Here is a 22510-nt window from a genome sequence, read left to right as displayed (position 1 = left end):
AAAGCTTGGCAATAACTTTATAAAAGGTTGTTGAAAGTTAATGGCAAATTTATTTTGATTTTTTACCTGTTAAATAAAAAGGCGTTTACCAGTAAGGTAAGCGCCTTTTTTGCATGTATGAGTATATCAATTCATACCATATTTTTTCAATTTCTTACGTAGAGTTCCACGATTGATACTTAGCATTAATGCAGCACGGGTCTGATTTCCACGGGTATATTGCATTACCATATCTAATAATGGTTTTTCCACCTCAGCCAGTACTAATTCATATAAGTCATTGACATCCTGGTTATTAAGTTGGGCAAAGTAGTTTTTCAGTGCTTGTTTAACTGAATCACGTAGTGGCTTTTGAGTTATTTGATCTTGTGAATTTATAGTAGCAACGGTTAGTACGTCAGAATTTCCGCGTTGTTCGAACATAGTTCTGTCAGCTCTTTTCTTTTGATTTACGCAAAATTTTTCGAAATATGCCTCCAACACCTCCAGTTGTTCACTGGCATCCTCTATGGTGTTGAATGTGCGCCGAAACTGGTCATCAGGTGCATGTTCTCTTAAGTACCAAGAGACATGCTTGCGTGCGATGCGGATTCCTTTGCCTTGACCGTAAAAGTCGTGCAGCTCCTTAACATGCGCTTGCATTAAGCACTGCACCTCAGCAATAGGCATAGGTGGCAGTAACTCGCCTGTTTCCAGGTAATGCTGGATTTCCCGAAAGATCCAGGGTCTCCCCTGAGCAGCTCTACCAATCATTAAGGCATCAGCCCCAGTGTAGTCAAGCACTGCTCTGGCTTTAAGCGGGTCAGTAATATCGCCATTAGCGATAATAGGAATAGTAACATTTTGCTTAGCTGCTCGAATACTGTCATATTCAGCTGCACCATTAAATAAACAGGCACGCGTTCTACCATGAATAGTTACAGCTTGAATACCACAACGTTCGGCCAGTTGGGCTATTTTTATACAGTTCCGTTCTTCAGGTGACCAACCAGTGCGAACCTTTAATGTAACAGGAACATCAACCGCATTCACAACAGCTAATAGAATTTTCTCAATCAGCTCTGGATAGCGCAATAATGCTGAACCTGCTAACTTACGGTTCACTTTTTTGGCAGGGCAACCCATATTGATATCGATGATCTGAGCACCATTTGCAACATTAATTCGTGCAGCTGTTGCCATTTCATCGGGATCACTACCTGCAATTTGCACAGAACGGATGCCTAATTCATCACTATGGATCATTCTCAATCTGGATTTGTCTGTTTTCCAAACCTGAGGATTGGAAGACAGCATCTCCGAAACTGTCATACCCGCACCCATTGAGTAACACAATGACCGAAAAGGCCTATCGGTGATACCTGCCATTGGTGCTGCAACGAGGCAGTTTTTTATCTGATATTGACCAATATACATAGGCGATAAAAGAAGACCATCCTGTGACTGCAAGGGCGCGTATATTACGCATTTTTTACGAGAGATGAAAGGACAAACTTTGAGCAAATTGATATTTCTTTGAAAAATTTTAGCTTGATTTTTTCTGATTACAAATAATATTCATAAAAATCAAGATAATGAAAATTTCTGATTTGTTTTCAAATTTTGTTATTCTTTATCGTAAATTCCTTGTTAGGTTAGATTATCTCTGTTGATTGTATAAAAATCAACCTCAATAATTATTTTTATTATGGTTATTCAAAAGATACTATTTCACTTAAACAATAAACATTATTAGATTGGTGGTCGTTATCATTTTGTGATTTTTCCAAAAGAGATTACTCGTAAAAATTTTATTACAGGGATTAACGCATGTATTACGCTAATCCTGCTTGAGTTTAATCCGCTTTTTTTATCCCTGTTATTCTACACCAGCCTTCTTTTTCTATTATCGGCTCAATATTAAACTTTTGTTGGTAAGCAGTTATAACTGTTCCAGCCTGGTTGCTTAATATTCCAGATAGTCCAAGTAGACCATTGGGATTGGTTAACGCCCCTATTGCGCCCGCTAATTCGCGTAAGGGGCCCGCTAAGATATTAGCAATAACAATATCCGCCTTTAAATCTTTCGGTTGATCTTTTGCTAAATAAAGAACTAATTTATCGGCGACATTATTTTGGTCAGCATTGTTATGGCTAGCAAGGATAGCTTGTGGATCGATATCAATACCAATGGCTTTCTTTGCGCCTAGCTTAAGTGCGGCAATGGCCAGTATGCCTGAGCCACAACCAAAATCGATAACCGTTTTATCTTTCAAATTTAAGCTATCTAGCCATTCTAAACAGAGCGATGTGGTAGGGTGTGTACCGGTACCAAATGCCAAACCAGGATCCAAAATGACATTAACAGCATTGGGATCCGGCGTATCACGCCAGCTAGGACAGATCCATAATTTATGTCCAAAACGCATGGGATGGAAATTATCCATCCATTCACGCGACCAATCTTTATCTTCTATTTGTTCAATTTTATGCACAAAATCTTTACCTAATAAAGAGTGACTTGCAAGTTGATTAATAACCTGCTCCATATCGCTTTTTGCATCAAATAAACTAATAACATCCGTATCTCCCCAAAGACGAGTTTCACCCGGTAGGGGTTCAAAAACAGGGTTGTCATAGCTATCCTGAAAGGTGACAGAAACCGCTCCGGCTTCCGTTAATATATCACTTAAGGCTTCTGCATGATCGGCTGTTGAATTCAGACGTATTTGTATCCAGGGCATAAATATTCTCTTCAGATCGTGGGTTATTAGCTAATTTTTATCGATGTAGATAATAATTTTTTCTCACCTACAAAATTACCAATTAAAAAAGCAATCAAACTCAATAATAGTGATGGTACGATGTGATGAAAATTTAAAATTTTAACATCAAACGCGGTAAATAATGTGTAAGAGAGGGCACCAATAATCATTGAACTTAATGCACCAAAACGATTTGCTCTTTCCCAATAAAGTCCGAGTATTAATGGCCAAAGAAAAACAGCTTGTAATCCACCAAAAGCCAGTAAATTTAACCAAATAATCATTTGCGGTGGGTGCCAGGCGGCTAATAGTAATAAAGCACCAAGAATGAGGGTAGAAGCACTTGAGATCCAGGTTAATTTTTTCTCTTTTTTTATCTCATTTGGTGCAATATTTAAATATAGATCTTTTATGATAGTTGCTGAAGATTGAAGCAATTGTGAATTAATTGTTGACATAATGGCAGCCATTGGGGCTGCAAGGAAAATTCCTGCGGCGAATGGAGGTAAAACCGTGATCATTAATGTTGGGATCACCTGATCCGGAATAGTTAAGTTCGGTAAAATGGCTCGACCCAATGCTCCTGCTAAATGCATTCCTAACATTAAAATAACCATTACAATGGTGCCGATAATGATCCCACGGTGCATCGCTTGGCTATTTTTATAGGAAATGCAGCGGACAGCAGTATGTGGTAAGCCAATAACCCCAAAACAGACTAAAACCCAGAAAGACACCATAAATGGCATGCTAAAGATATCATCAGCCCCTTGTGGCGTAATCAGTTTGGGATCAATCGCTTTTAGGGTCTCTGTTGCTGTGGCCAGGCCTCCCGCCTTGTGAACTGTAGCAACCAGCAGAATAATTGTTCCTAGTAACATAACAAAGCCTTGTAAGGTGTCATTAAGGACACTGGCTCTAAAGCCACCAAAGGCAGTGTAAAGTGCAATCGAGATACCAAATATTAATAATCCTATTTCATACGGAATATTTGCCGCTGTTTCTAGCAGACGAGCGCCACCAATAAATTGAACCGTCATAGCACCGAAGAAAGCGACCAGCAAACTAATACTCGCGATCCATACCAGTAAACGGCTTTGAAAACGAGCATACAGCATGTCATTAAGTGTTACCGCATGATAGCGACGCGCTAAGATGGCGAATTTTTTACCTAAAACGCCAAGCGAGAGCCAAATAGTAGGCACCTGAATTAAGGCAAGTAGCACCCAGCCAAGGCCATATTTATAGGCTGCTCCAGGACCACCTATGAAAGAACTTGCACTGATATAGGTTGCGGTGATAGTCATCGCTAAAACAACCCCACCCATAGAGCGATTACCTAGAAAGTGTTCATGCAAAAATTCGCCTTTTTGGCGTCGTAGATAGGCATAAATAGACAGTAAAAAAACCAATAATAAATAACCGATAAGTGGTAAGAGGATTTCAATTTGCATCTTTATCTTCCAACGACATTTGTTTAAAAATAAATTTAACCATTAAGATACAAAGTAAAATAAAAATCAGCGGTAAATATAAACATGAAAGTTCAAACCATAATGGCATCCCTGTTATACCCACTTTTTCACCCGGGAGGTAGGCAGCCATAATCCAACTACATAAATAAGCAACGGTAAGAAAAGCTGACCAACGAGCTTCTTTGTTGGATTGCAGAAAACGTTTGTCCATTGTTTCTCCTGGTAGTAAAAATTTAATCTGAGGATTTGTATGTTGGTTAACGATTATATGCAGAAAAATTATCAAAAATAAGGGTACATTCAGTACCCTATTGCAATGAAAGGTAAATAGAAAAGTTTATTCCTGTGATCCCAGTTTTTTTTCCAGGTAATGGATATTGGTACCACCTTTGAAAAAATTGCTGTCATCCATAATTTTTTGTTGTAATTCTATGTTAGTTTTAATGCCATCAATGATTAATTCGGATAAGGCATTTTTCATCCGAAGAATGGCAATTTCGCGGGTTTCACCATAAGTAATTAGCTTACCAATCATAGAGTCATAGTAAGGTGGAACTGTGTAACCGGCATAAATGTGTGATTCCCAGCGTATACCAAAACCACCAGGAATATGGAGGCGAGTAATTTTACCCGGACTTGGTAAAAAGGTATTGGCATCTTCGGCATTAATTCGGCATTCTATTGCATGCCCATGAATTTTGACATCTTTTTGTTTAATAGATAGGGGTAAGCCGGAAGCGATCCTTAACTGTTCTTTAATCAGATCAACCCCAGTGATCATTTCTGTCACAGGGTGTTCGACTTGAATACGCGTATTCATTTCAATAAAGTAGAACTCGCCATTTTCATAAAGAAATTCAAAGGTACCGGCTCCACGATAATCGATATCAAGACAAGCTTTTGCACAGCGTTCACCAATGCTCTTACGCATATCCGCTTTTATACCTGGCGCAGGTGCTTCTTCAACGACTTTTTGGTGACGACGCTGCATTGAACAGTCACGTTCGGCTAAATAAATCGCATTGCCTTGACCATCAGCAAGTACTTGAATTTCAATATGGCGAGGATTTTCTAGAAACTTCTCCATATAAACCATACTATTATTAAAAGCCGCTTTCGCTTCGGCGCGCGTCAAAGTAATAGCTTGTTCTAGATCACTTTCATTACGAACAACGCGCATACCGCGGCCACCACCACCACCAGAGGCTTTAATAATAACCGGGTAGCCAATTCGATTAGCAATCGTTTTATTGGTTTTAATATCATTTCCTAAAGGTCCATCTGAGCCTGGAACACAAGGAACACCGGCTTTTTTCATGGCTTCAATGGCAGAAACTTTATCGCCCATAAGACGAATGGTTTCTGGTTTAGGGCCAATAAATATAAAACCAGAGCGTTCCACTTTTTCGGCAAAGTCGGCATTTTCAGATAGAAAACCGTAACCAGGATGAATAGCTTCTGCAGCAGTAATTTCTGCTGCTGAGATAATTGCTGGAATATTAAGATAACTTTCAGCTGAAGCGGCAGGCCCGATGCAGACGGTTTCATCAGCAAGTAATACATGTTTTAAGTCGCGATCAGCGGCAGAATGCACGGCAACAGTTTGTATTTTTAGTTCTTTACAGGCACGTAAGATGCGTAAAGCGATTTCGCCACGATTGGCGATAACAATTTTTTTAAGCATAGGATGCCTCGTTATTCGATGATAACCAATGGCTCGTCAAATTCAACCGCTTCTCCATTTTCCAGGAGAATTGCTTTAACTACACCTGCTTTGTCAGCTTCGATCTGATTCATCATTTTCATCGCTTCGACAATACATAGAGGATCCCCTACCTTAACCGTTTGTCCGACTTCAACAAATGGCTTTGCTTCTGGACTAGGCGCTCGGTAGAAGGTACCAACCATTGGTGAACGAACAGTATAACCACTGATCTCGGCTTTTTTCTCATTGGTTGTTTCAGGTAAAATTTGAGAAGGCGCTATGGCGTTTGCTAAAGCTGGTTGATGTGTGGTGGGTGCTGCCATATACTGTTGTAAAGTTGGTAAATTCTGCACGATTGTACGGCTAATACGCACTGATTCTTCACCTTCCGAAATTTCTAGTTCAGAAATGCCAGATTCTTCAACAAGCTCAATTAATTTTTTAATTTTACGAATATCCATAAGTTAATTCCGTATTTTTATTCTTTACATTTATTAGATTTAGGTTCACCGTCGGCATCTAATTCTTCAACACGTATTAAGAATTTAACCGCAGCTTCTAATGCAAAAATATAACTGTCAGCTCGAAAGCCACAAATGACGCCGTTTGCAATATCAGAGAGATAAGAGTGATGCCTAAATGGTTCACGTGCATAAATATTAGTAAGGTGGATCTCATAAAAAGGAATGGCAACGCTTAATATTGCATCTCGTAATGCCACACTAGTATGCGTTAATGCTGCTGGGTTAATCAATATAAAGTCTACTTTCCCTTGAGCTTGATGGATTTTATTAATCAGCTCATGTTCCGCATTAGATTGAAAATGACTTAATTTAACTCCTAATTGTTTTGCTTTTTGGCTCGTTTGGTTAACAATATCCTGAAGTGTAAGACCACCATAGAATGATGGTTCTCTTGTTCCCAACATATTTAAATTTTGGCCATTTAGCAGCAAAATGTGGAAATCTTTTGTCATTTTGCGGGTATCTCCGACTGATAATTGATAATTTGACAAGATAACTCGATGCTAATAGTTTGTCATCTTTTTCTCATAATGGAAACGTTTATTTTGACGACAAAGAACGATATTATCAACATTTCATAGCAATTAGCAGCAAAATTTTAGTTTAATCAGCAAAGTTGTCTCGAATATTAACCAGTTAACGTATTTTTACCAGTATTCGGCCAGTGATTTGGTTGTTGATTAATTTATCAGCATAATCAATCACTTTTTCTAACGGGATCTCGGTTGTTGTTAATTGATAAAAACTGTCGGGTAATAAATTGGCTAACCGTTGCCAAACCTGTGGGCGTTTTATCGTTGGAACCATTACAGAGTCGATCCCTTGCAGTCTTACATTACGCAGAATAAAAGGCATCACTGTTGTTGATAACCTAATATCAGCGACCAGACCACAGGCTGCTACCGTCCCTGCATAGCACATTTGTGAAATAACCGTGGCTAAAATATTGCCACCAACGGTATCAATAGCACCTGCCCAGCGCTGTTTTTCTAAAGGATGAGGTATTGTAGTAAACTCTTTACGAAGCAGCACTTGCTGAGCGCCAAGCGCTTTTAAATAATCGATATTACTTTCTCGACCAGTTACTGCTGTGACGGAATAACCAAGTTTAGCAAGAAGTTGTATTGCGGTACTACCTACACCACCACTGGCGCCAGTCACAAGAATGTTGCCTTTATCATATGTTACTCCGTTTTCTTCCAAAGCCATTATACAAAGCATGGCGGTAAAACCAGCGGTACCGATTATCATGGCTTGTCGCAACGTCATTTTTTCAGGAATAGCGGTTAACCATTTGGCTGGCACTCGGGCTTGTTCTGCTAATCCCCCCCAATGGTTTTCACCAACTCCCCAACCCGTCAGTAAAACTTGCTGGCCGGCTTGAAATTTTGGATTTGTTGAAGACTTAACAATCCCGGCAAAATCGATACCTGGTATCATCGGGAATTGGCGGATAATTTTTCCTTTACCTGTAATAGCTAAAGCATCTTTGTAGTTTAGTGTAGACCAATAAATATCTACAGTAACGTCTTCCGAAGGCAAAAGTGTGTCGTCGATCGATTTTATATTGGCTTTTAATACTTGATTTTCTTGTTCTAACAGCAGGGCTTTCATAAATTGTGGCCTTTGAATTTGCATAAGGATGCTTCAGTATAAAGTTATTTCCGTTATTTCGGTGGGGGATAAAAGTCTCAATGATAAATAAATTGTAAATATGTTTTTTTACTAGCGCCAATAGGGAGTTATCAGGCAGAATACGGGTTTATTATATTTAGTTGAAAAGAAATTTTTTCTTCTATAAATAATTACGTACAGAATTAATATTTACATTTAAATTATTTTTTATTGTTACTTAGATAAAGTATTAATATGGAAGACTTTTATACTTTAAGGTAATATTAAAAAGTGAATTGACCTTGCTTTGAAGCATATGTCAACTAATAATTATGTAGCGTCATATAAACTTAATATAGTGATCTATTTTAATGTAAAATAGTTAAATTTCTTGTTAGAAAATTTTATATTAAGTGCATTAAGTGATTTTTATGATGGTATTGTTTACTTTATACTGTAATCGATTATAGAAAATAAGCAGTAATAACGGTTTTTTGTATTGTAAAAAAATTGGCCACTTTTTATTGAAGCGATTTAATTAACTCCTTGTCGTTGCTTCATGTGGTTGGTAAAGTAGACGGATTTTCATTCGTTTCCAGCTTGCAGGATTATCCTTTCGTTATGTTTAAAAAAATTCGTGGCATGTTTTCCAACGACTTGTCTATTGATTTGGGTACCGCCAATACTCTCATCTATGTCAAAGGACAAGGTATTGTGTTAGACGAACCGTCAGTTGTGGCTATTCGTCAAGATCGCGCAGGCTCACCTAAGAGCGTTGCTGCAGTAGGTCATGAAGCAAAACAGATGCTAGGTCGGACGCCGGGTAATATCGCGGCTATTCGTCCAATGAAAGATGGCGTGATTGCGGACTTTTATGTTACTGAAAAAATGTTACAGTATTTTATCAAACAAGTTCATAGCAATAGCTTTATGCGTCCAAGTCCACGCGTCTTAGTTTGTGTGCCTGTAGGTGCGACCCAGGTAGAACGTCGTGCAATCAGGGAGTCGGCACTGAGTGCTGGCGCTCGCGAGGTTTTCTTAATTGAAGAACCTATGTCAGCTGCAATTGGGGCTGGTTTGCCGGTTTCCGAAGCAACAGGTTCTATGGTGGTTGACATTGGTGGTGGAACGACAGAAGTTGCTGTTATTTCATTGAATGGTGTTGTTTATTCATCATCGGTACGTATCGGCGGTGACCGGTTTGATGAGGCGATCATTAATTATGTTCGTCGTAATTATGGTTCATTAATTGGTGAAGCAACTGCTGAGCGGATTAAACACGAAATCGGTTCAGCCTATCCTACAGATCAAGTTTACGAAATTGAAGTGCGCGGTCGTAATTTGGCTGAAGGAGTACCACGTGGCTTTACCCTTAATTCGAATGAGATACTTGAGGCGCTGCAGGAACCTTTAACCGGTATTGTTAGTGCCGTTATGTTAGCTTTGGAACAATGTCCACCAGAATTAGCTTCTGATATCTCTGAACGAGGTATGGTTTTAACCGGTGGTGGTGCGTTATTGCGTAATTTAGATCGTCTTTTAATGGAAGAAACAGGCATTCCTGTCATTGTTGCTGAAGATCCATTAACTTGCGTTGCACGTGGTGGTGGTAAGGCATTGGAAATGATCGACATGCATGGTGGTGATCTGTTTAGTGATGACTAGACGTTAGCCAATAGAAGGAGGAACTTAAGGATGGCGCTCCTCCTTACTTTATGTAAAGTGATGTTAATGTTTAACGTTTATTTATTTTTTATTAAAGTAACTCATGAAGCCGATCTTTAGTCGAGGGCCATCCCTACAATTGCGTATTATTATTGCGATCGTTGTTGCAATCGCGCTGGTTGCTTTTGATCGTCAATTTGATACTTTTAATAAAATACGTAGTTATTTAGATACGGCTGTTAGTCCTTTTTATTTTTTGGCAAATGGCCCGCGAGAACTGCTTGATAATATTTCAGATACATTGGCGAGAAGAGATCAACTTCTTTTTGAAAATAAGGCATTGAAGAAAGAGGTTTTATTAAAAAAAGCAGATAATTTATTACTTGGACAACTTAAACAGGAAAACGCTAGATTACGTGAGCTATTGGGGTCACCTCTACGTCAGGATGAACACATGATGGTTACTCAAGTGCTCTCAGGTGCAAATACGCCTTATCGAGATCAAATTGTCATTGATAAAGGTTTACATGATGGTGTTTATGAAGGTCAGCCTGTTATTAGTGATAAGGGTGTTGTTGGACAGGTTATCGCAGTGAGCCAGTTTAATAGCCGTGTTTTACTGATTTGTGATACAACGCATGCATTACCTATACAAGTATTACGTAATGATATTCGGGTGATTGCAGTGGGTACAGGATGTAGTGATGATCTTCAACTTGAACCTTTACCCGATAATATTGATATACGTATTGGTGATGTGATAGTCACTTCTGGTTTAGGCGGACGTTTTCCCGAAGGGTATCCCGTTGCGATTGTCTCTTCCGTAAAGCATGATACCCAACGCGCTTATACGATTATTCATGCACGACCTACCGCAGATTTACAAAGACTACGCTATCTTTTATTGCTATGGGGAAACTCTAGCGATCCTTCTCATCCTTTACCTCCATCAGAAGTATATCGAGCAGCAAATGAGCGTTTAATGAAGATTCTGCCCCAGGTGCTTCCTAGCCCAAACGAGCTTCAAGGGCCACCACTACCAGCAACAGAAATGAAAAATGTCGAGCAACCTCCTTTGGTCGCTCAATAGGAATTGTTACCGTGAAATCAAGGCAACTAAAGGAAACATAGAATGGATCAATACCGTGGTAATGGGCGGTGGATCATCTGGCTGTCCTTTTTAATTGCAATAATTCTGGAACAAATGCCCTGGCCTGAGCAGTTTATTTATTATCGGCCCACATGGTTAGCATTAATTTTAATTTATTGGGTTATGGCTTTACCGCATCGAGTTAGTGTCGGCACCGGATTTTTTTTAGGGATCTTAATGGATTTGATCCAAGGCTCAGCACTTGGTGTACATGCATTAGCTTATAGCTTGATTTGTTATTTAGTATCGTATAAACATCAGCTTCTTCGAAATATGGCACTGTGGCAACAATCGCTTGTTATTGCTGGATTATCAGTGGTTATGAATTTTACAATATTCTGGGCGGAATTTCTCTCTTCCCTTGTTTTATTTCATCCTGAAATATTCTGGAATTGTTTGATTAATGCCATCTTGTGGCCTTGGATGTTTTTATTATTGCGCAAAGTTCGACGTCAGTTTTTAGTTCGTTAAAAATGGGCAGCCAATTGTCTATTTTTTCTGAGAGTTTTTTCTATGGTAAATAGGATTTATTTAGCGTCAGCTTCGCCAAGAAGGCGTAAGTTAATTGAACAGCTAGGATGGCTATTTGACATTATTCTTCCTGACATATCTGAATTATGGTGTGAAGGAGAGACACCCAGTAAGTATGTTATTCGTTTAGCATGTGAAAAATCACAAGCGGGTGTTGATATGGCGACCAAACCGTATCCAGTATTGGGGGCGGATACTATTGTTGTAAATGACGGAACTATTTTGGGTAAGCCTAAAGATGAAAACCATGCTGCGCAGATATTAAGACAACTTTCAGGTAGAACACGCCAAGTGATGACTGCAATTGCGTTCTCAGATAAACAGAAGACATTGTATGATTTGGTTGTCACCGAAGTAACATTGCGACGATTAACAAATAAAGAAATCGATCAATATATCTTGTCAGGTGAGCCTATGGATAAGGCAGGAGCTTATGCTATCCAGGGTAAAGGTGGCTGTTTTGTTAGGCGGATTGTCGGAAGTTATCACGCTGTAGTGGGGTTACCGTTAGTTGAAACAGATGAATTATTGACTAAATTTCTAGCGTTAAATAATAGGAAGAAGAGCTATGGTAGCTGAACTATTAGTCAATGTAACCCCCTCTGAAACACGGGTGGCTTATATTGACGGTGGCGTGTTACAAGAAATTCACATTGAGCGTGAAGCTAAAAGAGGAATTGTAGGTAATATTTACAAAGGTCGTGTGAGTCGAGTTTTGCCCGGTATGCAGGCGGCCTTTGTTGATATTGGCTTGGAAAAATCTGCTTTTCTTCATGCCTCTGATATTATGCCGCATACTGAATGCATTGCTGGTGATGAACAAAAAAACTTTCATGTACGTGATATTGGCGAATTGGTTCGGCAAGGGCAAGATATTATGGTACAGGTGGTTAAAGATCCGCTTGGAACAAAAGGCGCTCGTCTAACAACGGATATCACATTACCATCCCGTTATTTAGTTTTTATGCTGGGCGCTTCTCATGTTGGTGTTTCCCAACGTATTGAAAGTGAAGAAGAACGACAACGTTTGAAAAGTATTGTTGAACTATTTTGTGATGAAAATGGTGGCTTCATTATTCGTACTGCGGCAGAAGGAGTAGGTGATGATGAATTGGCTCAAGATGCCGCCTTTTTGAAGCGTTTATGGTCTAAAATTGTTGAACGTAAAAAACGTCATAAGTCTCGTATGCAGATCTACGGCGAACTGGCTTTAGCCCATCGTATTATTCGTGATTTTGCCGGTGCATCATTAGACCGTATCCGGGTTGATTCAAAACTGACTTTTGTTTCATTAAAAGAGTTCATTGATGAATATGTGCCTGAAATGACAGTAAAGCTTGAACTGTATCAAGGGCCATTACCAATATTAGATCTGTATGATGTTGAGAAAGAAATTCAGCGAGCTTTAGAACGTAAGGTTGAATTAAAATCTGGTGGCTATCTGATTATTGATCAAACTGAAGCCATGACCACCATTGATATTAATACTGGTGCTTTTGTTGGTCATCGTAACCTGGAAGAGACCATTTTTAATACCAATATTGAAGCGTCACAAGCTATAGCGAGACAGTTAAGGTTACGCAACTTGGGTGGTATTATTATTATCGATTTTATTGATATGCTTGATCCTGAACATCGTCGCCGTGTTTTGGCATCGCTGGAGCAATCTTTATTAAAAGATCGGGTCAAAACCACTATTAATGAATTTTCGCAATTAGGATTGGTAGAGATGACTCGCAAAAGAACGCGTGAAAGTCTTGAACATGTTCTATGTGATGAATGCCCAACTTGCCAGGGTAGAGGAACGGTAAAATCGGTAGAAACTGTCTGTTATGAAATTTTACGTGAAATTGTTCGTATAAATCGTACTATCGATGCTAATCGTTTCTTAGTTTATGCTTCACCCGCGGTTGTCGAGGCATTAAATGGTGATGAATCTCATGTATTGGCGGAAGTAGAAATTTTTGTTGGCAAGTCGGTCAAAGTTCAAATTGAGTCACTGTATAGTCAGGAACAGTTTGATGTCGTTATGATGTAGTTATGTTAGCGGCTAGATTGCCATTGTAGTAACTTCTTTTGGAAGGAGAGATGGGTGAAACGACTACCTAAGGTATTGGTAGCCATAAGCACAGTAATCATACTTATTATGGCATTAGCCATTATTGGATTACGTCTTTTTCTTCCTCAAATTAATGAATACCGAAATCAACTTGAAGGACAAATTCAAGCGTTAACGGGGATACCGTTTAAAATTGGTCATATTGAAGGTGAGTGGGTCTCTTTTGGGCCAGTATTGACGATTTCTGATGTCAGTGTTACCACTGAAAAAGTCAATATCAAGGTAAAGAAAGTAAAGTTTTCATTTGATATATGGCGTTCACTATTTTCTTTACATCTACGTTTTCGCGATATTATTTTCTATCAATTAAATGCAGATTGTTATAAACCTCTAGAATTCGGCAGTGAAGGTGATTTTAGTCATATTGATTTAGATGCCTTAGATGAACTGTTTTTAAAGCAATTTGATTATTTTACGCTGAAAGAAAGTCGAATCACTTTTTTGACGCCATCAGCAGAAAAAAGAACATTAAAGATCCCGGAGCTAACCTGGTTAAATCAAAATGAATATCATCGAGCACAAGGATTTGTCAATCTTGATAGTGTGCAACAGCAACAAGATCAGGATGCCATTCAAATTAAACTCAACCTTCGTAATAAAAATGGTGTGATTAATGAAGGAACGGTTTACTTACAGGCAGATAATGTTAATTTGCGCCCTTGGTTAAGTCGTTGGTTACGGGATAGTACTGGACTACAGAATGCAGTGTTTAGTCTTTCTAGCTGGATTACTATCAAAGATAGCCGTATCGAAGGTGGGCAACTACAGCTACATCAGGGGCAGGCAAATTGGCAGGTTGATGAACAAGAGCATCAGCTGGCTGTTGATGATTTATTGCTAACCCTGCAGCGCCAAGAAAATGGTTGGTTATTTAATATTCCACAATTACAGCAATTAAAAACCGATCAACAACAATGGCTTGAAGGCCAAATTTCTCTACTCTATTTACCCCAATCAACAGCAGATGAAAATCTTTGGCGTATACGGGTTAATAATATTCAATTAGAACGATTAAGATCTATTTTGCCTATTTTCTCTTTTTTCACGCCTGAATTTATCAGTGATTGGCAAAAACGTCAGCCAAAAGGGCAACTCATCGCATTGGCATTGGATATTACTCCTGATAAGCCAGAAAAGGCGTTAATTGATGTAACTTGGCAAGATATTAGCTGGATACGTTGGAAAGATTTGCCATCAGTTAGCCATTTTAGTGGTTCATTGCGCGGGAGTCAGCAAGGAGGGGTATTTTCATTTAACTTAAATAACAGTGTTATTGAATATGCGCCGATGTTTAAAGCACCATTAGAAATTTCTACCGGACAGGGAACGATTTCTTGGTCAGAAGAAGACAATTCACGCCAGATTTGGAGTGAGAATTTGCAGTTGCAAGCAAAATCACTATCGACAACCGGTGATTTTCGTTATCTAGCAATAAAAGATCAGCCACCGATATTAAGTATTTTGATTGGCGCACAATTGACCGATGCGGGTGAAGCATGGCGTTATTTTCCAGCAACCTTAATGGGCAAAGATTTAACTGATTATCTAACAAAAGCAATTATTGCTGGCCATGTTGATGCTGCCACTATGATTTTTCATGGTGATCCGGCTGATTTTCCTTTTAAAAAGAATAACGGGCAATTTCAAGTTTTTGTGCCACTACGAAACGCAACTTTTAAATATCAACCTGATTGGCCGACAATTTTTGATTTAGATATCGATCTTAATTTTGAACGTAATGGACTTTGGATGTCGGCGTCTAATGTAAAATTAGGCGAAGCTACAGCGTTGGATCTTAGTGCAAGTATTGCTGATTATAGTCAGTCGAAATTATTAATAAAATCAAATATTAGCGGCGATGGAAAAGCGATCCGTAATTATTTTAACCATAGCCCAATGGAGGGTTCGATTGGTAAGGCATTAGATGCAGTGAAAATAGGCGGTAATATTAATGGTAAATTGGTGCTTGATATTCCGTTGGAGGAGAATAGTGGCAGTGTGATTGCCAGTGGTCAAGTTGATCTTAATAATAATCAGGTCGATATTACAGCTATTGATAGTCAGTTGAAACAGCTAACAGGACGTTTTTATTTTCGTAATGGTGATTTGAAGAGTGAAAAATTGCAAGCTTTATGGTTTGGCCAACCGATAAATTTAACATTCAATACCACTAATCAGCGGCAGAATTACCAGATCAATGTTAATGTTGACGGTAATTGGCAAGCTAAACAAATAGCCATTTTGCCTAAATCGATTACACGTCATCTGGCAGGTAGCACAGCTTGGCAAGGACAGATTAATATTGAATTGCCCAATCAACTAAAGCGAAATCCAACCTTATCTATTGCGCTCAATAGCAAATTAGGCCAGCTTCGCAGCCAACTTCCTGCTTTGGATTCTCAGCAACTGAGGCAATTAGGTGATATGCAAATTCGTGCTAGTGGTGATACCCGGCAGTTGCAAATTTATGGTGATGTTGGTCAGCAAGTTAGCTTTAATACTGAATGGCAATTTACTGACAAGCAAGTCCGTTTACTAAAAGGTGCTATTCAGCCTTACATACCCAAACGGGTTGTTCTGCCCAATAGCCCGTTAATTATGATCAATTTACCTGAAATTAGTGATCCAAAATGGCTTTCATGGTTGGCTTTATTTTCTTCAGTAAACTTAGCGCCACAAAATTATGGTAAATCATTTGTGCTACCGGATATCACTATTGTTAACTTACCAAAGATCACATTTGCCAAACAGCAATGGAATAATATGGTATTTACCATTAATAAAACGGCGGAATTGACGAAAATTGTTGCACAGAGTGATATGTTAAAGGGAAACTTGACTATTCCGAAGCAGGGCAACTGGCAAGCTAAGATCAACTATCTTTATTTCAATCCAGAAATTTCATCCCAACAGCAGAATGACGTGACAACAAATAACATTGCGCAAAAATATGATATTTCTGCTTGGCCCAATATAGATATTTATTGCTCAGAATGCTGGATTGCCGGCTATAAACTTGGTGAGCTTAAAGCGCAAATTATGCGGAATAGACAGACACTTATTTTAAAAGAGGGATCGTTAAAAAATAGTGCCACTAATTTGAAAATCTCTGGTATATGGCAGGCAGATCAACAAAACCGTACCAGCATAAGAGGGATATTAAAAGGTAATCGCTTTGATGATTTGGCCGCTTATTACGGCATACTAGTACCTATTAAACAGGCACCCTTTAAAATTGATTTTGATTTAAATTGGGCAACAGTACCATGGCAACCTGATGTTAATAGTTTGAACGGTAATCTGAGTTTTCATTTAACTAAGGGAGCAATTGCTCAGATGGGAGGTGGTGGTGCCGGTCAGTTGTTGCGTTTTGTTAGTTTCGACGCACTGCTGCGTAAATTGCAGCTAGATTTTAGTGATACTTTTAGTAATGACTTTGAGTTCGATTCCATTCGTAGCAGAGCCAATATAAAAAATGGTATCTTAAACACCGATGATTTTTATATTGATGGTTTAATGGCTGATATTGCAATACATGGCAAAATTAATTTAATTCGTCGTGATATGAATTTAGAAGCTATTATTACCCCTGAAATTTCAGCCACTGTAGGTGTTGCAACGGCGTTTGCTGTTAATCCACTGGCCGGTGCAGCCGTGTTTGCTGCAACTAGAGTATTGGGGCCATTATGGAGTAAAATATCGGTTATTCGTTATCGAATTACCGGTAGTCTGGAACAACCAAAAATTGATGAAACTTTGCGTCAATTGAAGGAGAATCAACAGGATGACAAGTGACAATATTGCACTCTTACAATTGTGTAGTGGTAAAAATACTAAACATAACCTTGCTCAGATAGAGCAACAAATTAAACAATTGCCGAATAGTGTGAAATTGGTTTTAACACCGGAAAATGCACTGTTGTTTAGTGATAATGTCAGTTACCGTAATTTTGCTGAATTACAGGGAGAAGGTCCTTTACAAGGTGCAATTGCTGAAATGGCTCGCCATTATCAAGTATGGATATTGGTGGGTTCTATGCCACTAATTAGTCGAGAAGATCCTGAACTTATTACGAGTAGTAGTCTGTTATTTGATGATAAAGGTGAAATTCGCGCTCGCTATGACAAAATTCACATGTTTGATGTGAATATTATTGAAGATGAACAAGGTATTTATAATGAATCTTCAATTTATCAACGTGGTGAACATATTACCGTTGTTGATACACCGGTTGGCCGTTTGGGAATGACAATTTGTTACGATTTACGTTTTCCCAGTCTGTTTCAGGCTTTAAGAAAGCAAGGGGCGGATCTGATAGCTGTGCCCGCTGCTTTTACCCGTTTAACTGGTGAAGCACACTGGGAGCCACTTTTAAAAGCCCGTGCGATTGAAAATCAATGTATTATCATAGCGCCGGCACAAATAGGTGTGCATGGTCAACGTCGTACTTGGGGTCACTCAATGGTGATTGATAGCTGGGGCAATATTCTCCAAGAAAATACAGATGCAGTTAGCGCATTAACCCTTAATATTGATAAAGCTAAAGAAAGCCTAATTGGTGTCCGTGAACAGATGAAAGTCGTAAAACATAATCGCTTCCGTACGAGTTTGATGCCATTGATTCAGCACGAAACAAAATAGAAAGAGTAAATAAATATGAGTTTAACCTCTGTTAGTGAATATTTGCTGACATCCAACGATCTCAATCATCAACATCTGCAAGAGGTTTTAGGATCACTCGCAGAGCGACATTTAGATTATGCTGATCTCTATTTTCAGTCGAGTTGTCATGAAGCATGGGGGTTGGAAGACGGAATTATTAAAAGAGGATCCTACAATATTGATCAGGGTGTAGGTATTCGTGCTATTCGTGATGATAAAACCGGGTTTGCTTATGCTGATCAGATTACTTTACAGGCATTACAGCAAAGTGCGAAAGCAGCACGAAGCATTGTAAATCAAGGTGGAAAGGGTAAAGTAGGTCTAATCAATCCGGTCGATTTTGAACATTTATATTCTGCGATTGATCCTCTGCAAACAATGAGCCCGGAAGAGAAAATAGCCTTGTTGCGGCGTGTTGATCAGGTTGCCCGGGCCGAAGATCATCGAGTGCAAGAGGTTGATGTAACGCTATCTGGTGTTTATGAACATGTACTTATCGTAGCAACAGATGGTACATTAGCGGCTGATATTCGCCCACTAGTACGCTTATCTGTTAGTGTGTTAGTTGAACATGATGGCAAGCGTGAGCGGGCAGGCAGTGGCGGTGGTGGTCGTTATGGTTACCAATATTTTCTTGCAACAGAGCAGGGTGAAGTTCGGGCGGAACATTATGCCCGAGAGGCTGTACGTATAGCATTGGTTAATCTTGCCGCAATTGCTGCACCGGCAGGAACAATGCCTGTGGTACTAGGGGCTGGTTGGCCAGGAGTTTTACTACATGAGGCAGTTGGCCACGGTCTTGAAGGCGATTTTAATCGTCGTGGAACATCTATCTTTAGTGGCAAAATAGGTCAACAAGTTGCTTCACCACTTTGTACCGTAGTTGATGATGCGACGTTAGTCGGGTGTAGAGGATCTTTAGCCATTGATGATGAAGGGGTGCCAGGTCAATATAATGTCTTGATTGAAAACGGTATTTTAAAAGGTTATATGCAAGACAAAATGAACGCACGCTTGATGGGGGTTTTACCAACTGGCAATGGTCGCCGTGAGTCTTATGCGCATTTGCCGATGCCGCGGATGACAAATACCTATATGTTAGCGGGACAGTCAACTCCTGAAGAGATAATAGCCAGTGTAGATCGTGGAATTTATGCCCCTAATTTTGCGGGTGGACAAGTTGATATTACCTCTGGCAAATTTGTGTTTTCGACCGCAGAAGCCTATTTGATCGAAAAAGGGAAGATCGCGCAGCCGATAAAAGGAGCAACATTAATCGGTGCGGGGAAAGAGGCAATGCAGCAGATTTCCATGGTTGGCAATGATCTCAAACTTGATAGCGGTATTGGTGTTTGTGGTAAAGAAGGCCAAAGTGTTCCTGTTGGTGTTGGCCAACCAACATTAAAGCTTGATAGTATTACAGTTGGTGGAACTGCATAATAAAATTTTTGGATTATTGGATGAATAAAAAAATTGTTATCTTGGTAATATTAGCCATATTAATAGGTGCAGGTATTTACTTCAAATGGAATAGTCTGCACCAGGCAGAAGTTATCGGGCAAAAGGTAAAGCCAACAGCTGTTCACAATATTGACCAGTTAACTGCACAGGAAAATGTGGTTAATTATCTACGGCAATATCATAGATTACCTGATTTTTATATCACGAAAAGAAAAGCGCAACAAAATGGTTGGAGCCCAAGAGAAGGTAATTTATGTCAGGTTGTGCCGGGTAAAGCGATTGGTGGCGATAGATATAATAATCGAGAAAAATTGCTACTCTCTGCGCCAGATCGGCAATGGTATGAAGCTGATATCAATTATCACTGTGGTCATCGAGGGAGTGATCGGTTGCTTTACTCATCAGATGGATTGATTTATGTAACTTTAGATCATTATAAAACCTTTTCAAGAGTGAATTAAATGATGCATTGTGTTGAGTTTGATTTTCGTGAAATAGACAATCTGACTGATTTTTATCAAAAAGCGATATCAGTTTTTGAATTGCCAAAATGGTTTGGCCAAAATTTAGATGCTTTGTGGGATGTGTTGACTGGGGAAATTGCTTTACCGATAGTGGTTATTTTTTCTCATATAAATCAACATCAGTTAACAAAATTTGCTGAAGTAATAACGGTTTTTAGAGAAGCGGAACAAACATTGGGAGGGCAATTAATATTTCATTGCCGCGCCTCCCAATCTGATCCAGTTTAGGCACTTTCAGATAGTGTTTTTAGATACTGAAAGAGTTGACGATAGGCTTTAGCCGGTTTATTTGCCTCTCTTTCTTTTTTACAATTACGTATTAATGTACGTAGCTGTTGACGGTCAGCTAAGGGAAATAAAAGTATTACATCTTCAATCGCATTATCGCCATTCTCTAGTAATTGATTACGTAAAGCTTCAAGCTTATGTAATATAGCGATTTGTTGATTGTGCCGATTTTTTAGTTTATCCAACGCGTCATAAATAGGTTGAGGATCTTGCGCTCTGAGTAATTTACCAATAAATTGTAACTGGCGTCGACGTCCTTCACGCTTAATTTTTTGCGCTAATTCAACGGCTGCTAGTAGTTCATCATCAAGGGGGATTCGTTCTAGTTCATGTTTACTAAGTTCAACCAGTTCAGCTCCCAGCTTTTTTAGCGCTTCGGCATCACGCTTGATTTCGCTTTTACTGACCCAGATGATTTCATCCTTATCGAGATTATCGGCGTTATCATCGAACCAGTTATCGGGCTGTTTTGCCATTGCGGCTTTCCTCTTAGCAAGACGTAGGATTATTTTATTTCAGAATGATCTGTCGTCGGGTATGTTAATATCTTATCTCTATTGTAACTGGGAAAATAGATTTAATGCTATAGAGGATTTATTTTCCGCTGAGGATAGGTATTGGTTGAGTTGATTTTATTTTCTATTTTTGGATGATATCAATGAGTTTGACGGAACAGGTTTTATTACAACGTAAACAATTAGAAGAAACGGTTGAATATGCATTATCATACGCTAAAGAGCGTTGTGATGCGGCTGAAGTAGCTATTAATAAATCAACAGGTATCAGTGTAAGTACCCGTTTTGGTGAAACTGAAAATATTGAATTTAATAGTGATGGTGCTCTCGGTATCACAGTTTATCATAAGCAACGTAAAGGCAGTGCATCATCCACTAATTTACATCCAGAAGCTATAAAGCGTACTGTACAAGCCGCTATTAATATTGCTCAGTATACCTCAGAAGATCCTTTTGCGGGTTTGGCAGATGCTGAACTTTTGACTTATCAATCGCCTGATTTAAAACTCTTTTATCCCTTTGATATTGATGCCGAAAAGGCAATCCAATTAGCAAGTCAAGCGGAAATATCTGCTTTAAATGCCGATAAAAGGATCAAAAATACCGAAGGTGGAAGCTTTAATAGTCATTATGGTATCAGAGTGTATGGTAATACTCACGGAATGTTACAGAGCTATTGCTCCAGTCGCCATTCAATGTCAAGTTGCGTGATTGCGCAGGCGGATGGTGGTATGGAACGTGATTATGCTTATACCATTGCCCGCCGATTAGAGGATTTGCAATCACCACAATGGGTTGGACAGGAGGCTGCTCGCCGAACGGTAGCCCGGCTTTCGCCGCATAAATTATCGACTATGAAGACACCGGTCATTTTTGCTGCTGAAGTCGCAACCGGTTTATTTGGTCACCTGGTTGGCGCGATTAGTGGTACAAATATTTATCGAAGATCCTCTTTTTTATTAGACAGCCTGGGTAAGCAAATTTTTCCTGCTTGGTTAACCATTCAGGAGAACCCGCATCGGATTGGTGGGCTTGCGTCATCGCCTTTTGATAGTGAAGGAGTCAATACAATTCAACGTAATATTATTGAGCAAGGAATATTACAAACTTGGTTACTGACTACTTATTCAGCACGTAAACTTGGCTTGCGGAGTACGGGTCATGCGGGTGGTATTCATAACTGGCATATTGCCGGCCAAGGATTAGATTTTGCTGCTCTGTTAAAAGAAATGGGGACAGGATTGGTTGTCACTGAATTGATGGGGCAGGGAGTTAGTTCGGTAACGGGCGATTATTCGCGAGGAGCAGCTGGATTTTGGGTCGAAAACGGAGTAATACAATATCCTGTCAGTGAAATTACAATTGCCGGTAATTTAAAACAGATGTGGGCTAATATTGTAACAATAGGCAATGATATTGAAACGCGAAGCAATATTCAATGCGGTTCAGTATTATTGTCAGAAATGCATGTGGCTGGTCAATAATTCAATTATTACTAACAAATTGCTGTTTAAGGCTGAAAAATTGGTTGA

At 39.2% G+C, this 22510-nt stretch carries 20 protein-coding genes and 1 pseudogene; 11 read left to right on the top strand and 10 right to left on the bottom strand.

Annotated features, from left to right (window positions below):
- Window positions 1-126 precede the first annotated feature (126 nt).
- The 9 genes and pseudogenes from fis to acuI form a co-directional block, all read right to left on the bottom strand.
- Entirely contained in the window at window positions 127-423 is a 297-nt protein-coding gene (gene fis, locus ArsFIN_RS26545) for a DNA-binding transcriptional regulator Fis (protein WP_167876718.1), read from the bottom strand.
- 33 nt (window positions 424-456) lie between these two features.
- Window positions 457-1416 (bottom strand): annotated as a pseudogene (dusB, locus tag ArsFIN_RS18420) (tRNA dihydrouridine synthase DusB); the annotation flags it as partial.
- Window positions 1417-1835: 419 nt separating this feature from the next.
- Complete coding sequence (gene prmA, locus ArsFIN_RS18415; RefSeq protein ID WP_026821337.1) at window positions 1836-2723, bottom strand: 50S ribosomal protein L11 methyltransferase; 888 nt, start codon at window positions 2721-2723, stop codon at window positions 1836-1838.
- Between the two features lie 26 nt (window positions 2724-2749).
- The gene (panF, locus tag ArsFIN_RS18410) at window positions 2750-4198 is read right to left on the bottom strand and encodes a sodium/pantothenate symporter (RefSeq protein WP_026821338.1); all 1449 of its coding nucleotides are present in this window, start codon (window positions 4196-4198) and stop codon (window positions 2750-2752) included.
- Window positions 4188-4430: a YhdT family protein gene (locus tag ArsFIN_RS18405; RefSeq protein ID WP_026821339.1), complete on the bottom strand. Its 243-nt coding sequence runs from the start codon at window positions 4428-4430 to the stop codon at window positions 4188-4190. Before ArsFIN_RS18405 ends, panF begins: the two co-directional genes overlap by 11 nt.
- Before the next feature lie 126 nt (window positions 4431-4556).
- A complete protein-coding gene (gene accC / locus ArsFIN_RS18400; RefSeq protein WP_026821340.1) occupies window positions 4557-5903 on the bottom strand; it encodes an acetyl-CoA carboxylase biotin carboxylase subunit in 1347 nt (448 codons plus the stop codon).
- Window positions 5904-5914: 11 nt separating this feature from the next.
- Complete coding sequence (gene accB / locus ArsFIN_RS18395) at window positions 5915-6385, bottom strand: acetyl-CoA carboxylase biotin carboxyl carrier protein (protein WP_026821341.1); 471 nt, start codon at window positions 6383-6385, stop codon at window positions 5915-5917.
- A 17-nt stretch (window positions 6386-6402) separates the two neighbouring features.
- Window positions 6403-6900 (bottom strand): type II 3-dehydroquinate dehydratase, encoded by a 498-nt coding sequence (gene aroQ / locus ArsFIN_RS18390; protein WP_051296894.1) that lies wholly within the window; start codon window positions 6898-6900, stop codon window positions 6403-6405.
- A 184-nt stretch (window positions 6901-7084) separates the two neighbouring features.
- On the bottom strand, window positions 7085-8062 hold the full coding sequence (acuI, locus tag ArsFIN_RS18385) for an acrylyl-CoA reductase (NADPH) (protein ID WP_026821342.1): 978 nt from the start codon (window positions 8060-8062) through the stop codon (window positions 7085-7087).
- 621 nt (window positions 8063-8683) lie between these two features.
- On the opposite strand from acuI, the gene mreB reads away from it, so the two are divergent.
- The 10 genes from mreB to ArsFIN_RS18335 all read left to right on the top strand — a co-directional run bounded on the left by mreB (window position 8684) and on the right by ArsFIN_RS18335 (window position 20403).
- Window positions 8684-9727, top strand: a complete 1044-nt coding sequence (gene mreB / locus ArsFIN_RS18380) for a rod shape-determining protein MreB (protein ID WP_026821343.1) — start codon at window positions 8684-8686, stop codon at window positions 9725-9727.
- Window positions 9728-9830: 103 nt separating this feature from the next.
- A complete protein-coding gene (gene mreC, locus ArsFIN_RS18375) occupies window positions 9831-10817 on the top strand; it encodes a rod shape-determining protein MreC (protein ID WP_026821344.1) in 987 nt (328 codons plus the stop codon).
- 42 nt (window positions 10818-10859) lie between these two features.
- On the top strand, window positions 10860-11348 hold the full coding sequence (mreD, locus tag ArsFIN_RS18370) for a rod shape-determining protein MreD (RefSeq protein ID WP_026821345.1): 489 nt from the start codon (window positions 10860-10862) through the stop codon (window positions 11346-11348).
- A gap of 42 nt (window positions 11349-11390) precedes the next feature.
- Entirely contained in the window at window positions 11391-11987 is a 597-nt protein-coding gene (locus tag ArsFIN_RS18365) for a Maf family protein (protein ID WP_034249109.1), read from the top strand.
- Complete coding sequence (gene rng, locus ArsFIN_RS18360; RefSeq protein WP_026821347.1) at window positions 11977-13446, top strand: ribonuclease G; 1470 nt, start codon at window positions 11977-11979, stop codon at window positions 13444-13446. Before ArsFIN_RS18365 ends, rng begins: the two co-directional genes overlap by 11 nt.
- A 54-nt stretch (window positions 13447-13500) precedes the next feature.
- Window positions 13501-17322 (top strand): AsmA2 domain-containing protein YhdP, encoded by a 3822-nt coding sequence (yhdP, locus tag ArsFIN_RS18355; protein ID WP_026821348.1) that lies wholly within the window; start codon window positions 13501-13503, stop codon window positions 17320-17322.
- Window positions 17312-18169 (top strand): deaminated glutathione amidase, encoded by an 858-nt coding sequence (gene nit1, locus ArsFIN_RS18350; protein WP_026821349.1) that lies wholly within the window; start codon window positions 17312-17314, stop codon window positions 18167-18169. Before yhdP ends, nit1 begins: the two co-directional genes overlap by 11 nt.
- Before the next feature lie 15 nt (window positions 18170-18184).
- On the top strand, window positions 18185-19630 hold the full coding sequence (gene tldD, locus ArsFIN_RS18345; protein ID WP_026821350.1) for a metalloprotease TldD: 1446 nt from the start codon (window positions 18185-18187) through the stop codon (window positions 19628-19630).
- Window positions 19631-19650: 20 nt separating this feature from the next.
- Window positions 19651-20112 carry a ribonuclease domain-containing protein gene (locus ArsFIN_RS18340; RefSeq protein ID WP_026821351.1) on the top strand — a complete coding sequence of 154 codons (462 nt, stop codon included), beginning with the start codon at window positions 19651-19653 and terminating at the stop codon, window positions 20110-20112.
- A complete protein-coding gene (locus ArsFIN_RS18335; protein ID WP_246067290.1) occupies window positions 20113-20403 on the top strand; it encodes a barstar family protein in 291 nt (96 codons plus the stop codon). It abuts the gene before it with no gap.
- On the opposite strand, the gene yjgA is transcribed toward ArsFIN_RS18335, so the two are convergent.
- Window positions 20400-20939 carry a ribosome biogenesis factor YjgA gene (yjgA, locus tag ArsFIN_RS18330; protein ID WP_026821353.1) on the bottom strand — a complete coding sequence of 180 codons (540 nt, stop codon included), beginning with the start codon at window positions 20937-20939 and terminating at the stop codon, window positions 20400-20402. The genes ArsFIN_RS18335 and yjgA overlap by 4 nt on opposite strands.
- 182 nt (window positions 20940-21121) lie before the next feature.
- Between yjgA and pmbA the strand changes: the two genes are divergently transcribed.
- Window positions 21122-22462 (top strand): metalloprotease PmbA, encoded by a 1341-nt coding sequence (gene pmbA / locus ArsFIN_RS18325; protein ID WP_026821354.1) that lies wholly within the window; start codon window positions 21122-21124, stop codon window positions 22460-22462.
- The last annotated feature ends 48 nt before the right edge of the window (window positions 22463-22510 follow it).

This window comes from Arsenophonus nasoniae (assembly GCF_004768525.1).
Lineage (GTDB): Bacteria > Pseudomonadota > Gammaproteobacteria > Enterobacterales > Enterobacteriaceae > Arsenophonus > Arsenophonus nasoniae.
Note: the sequence above shows the minus strand (reverse complement) of the source record. Positions and strands in the feature narration are given on the sequence as shown.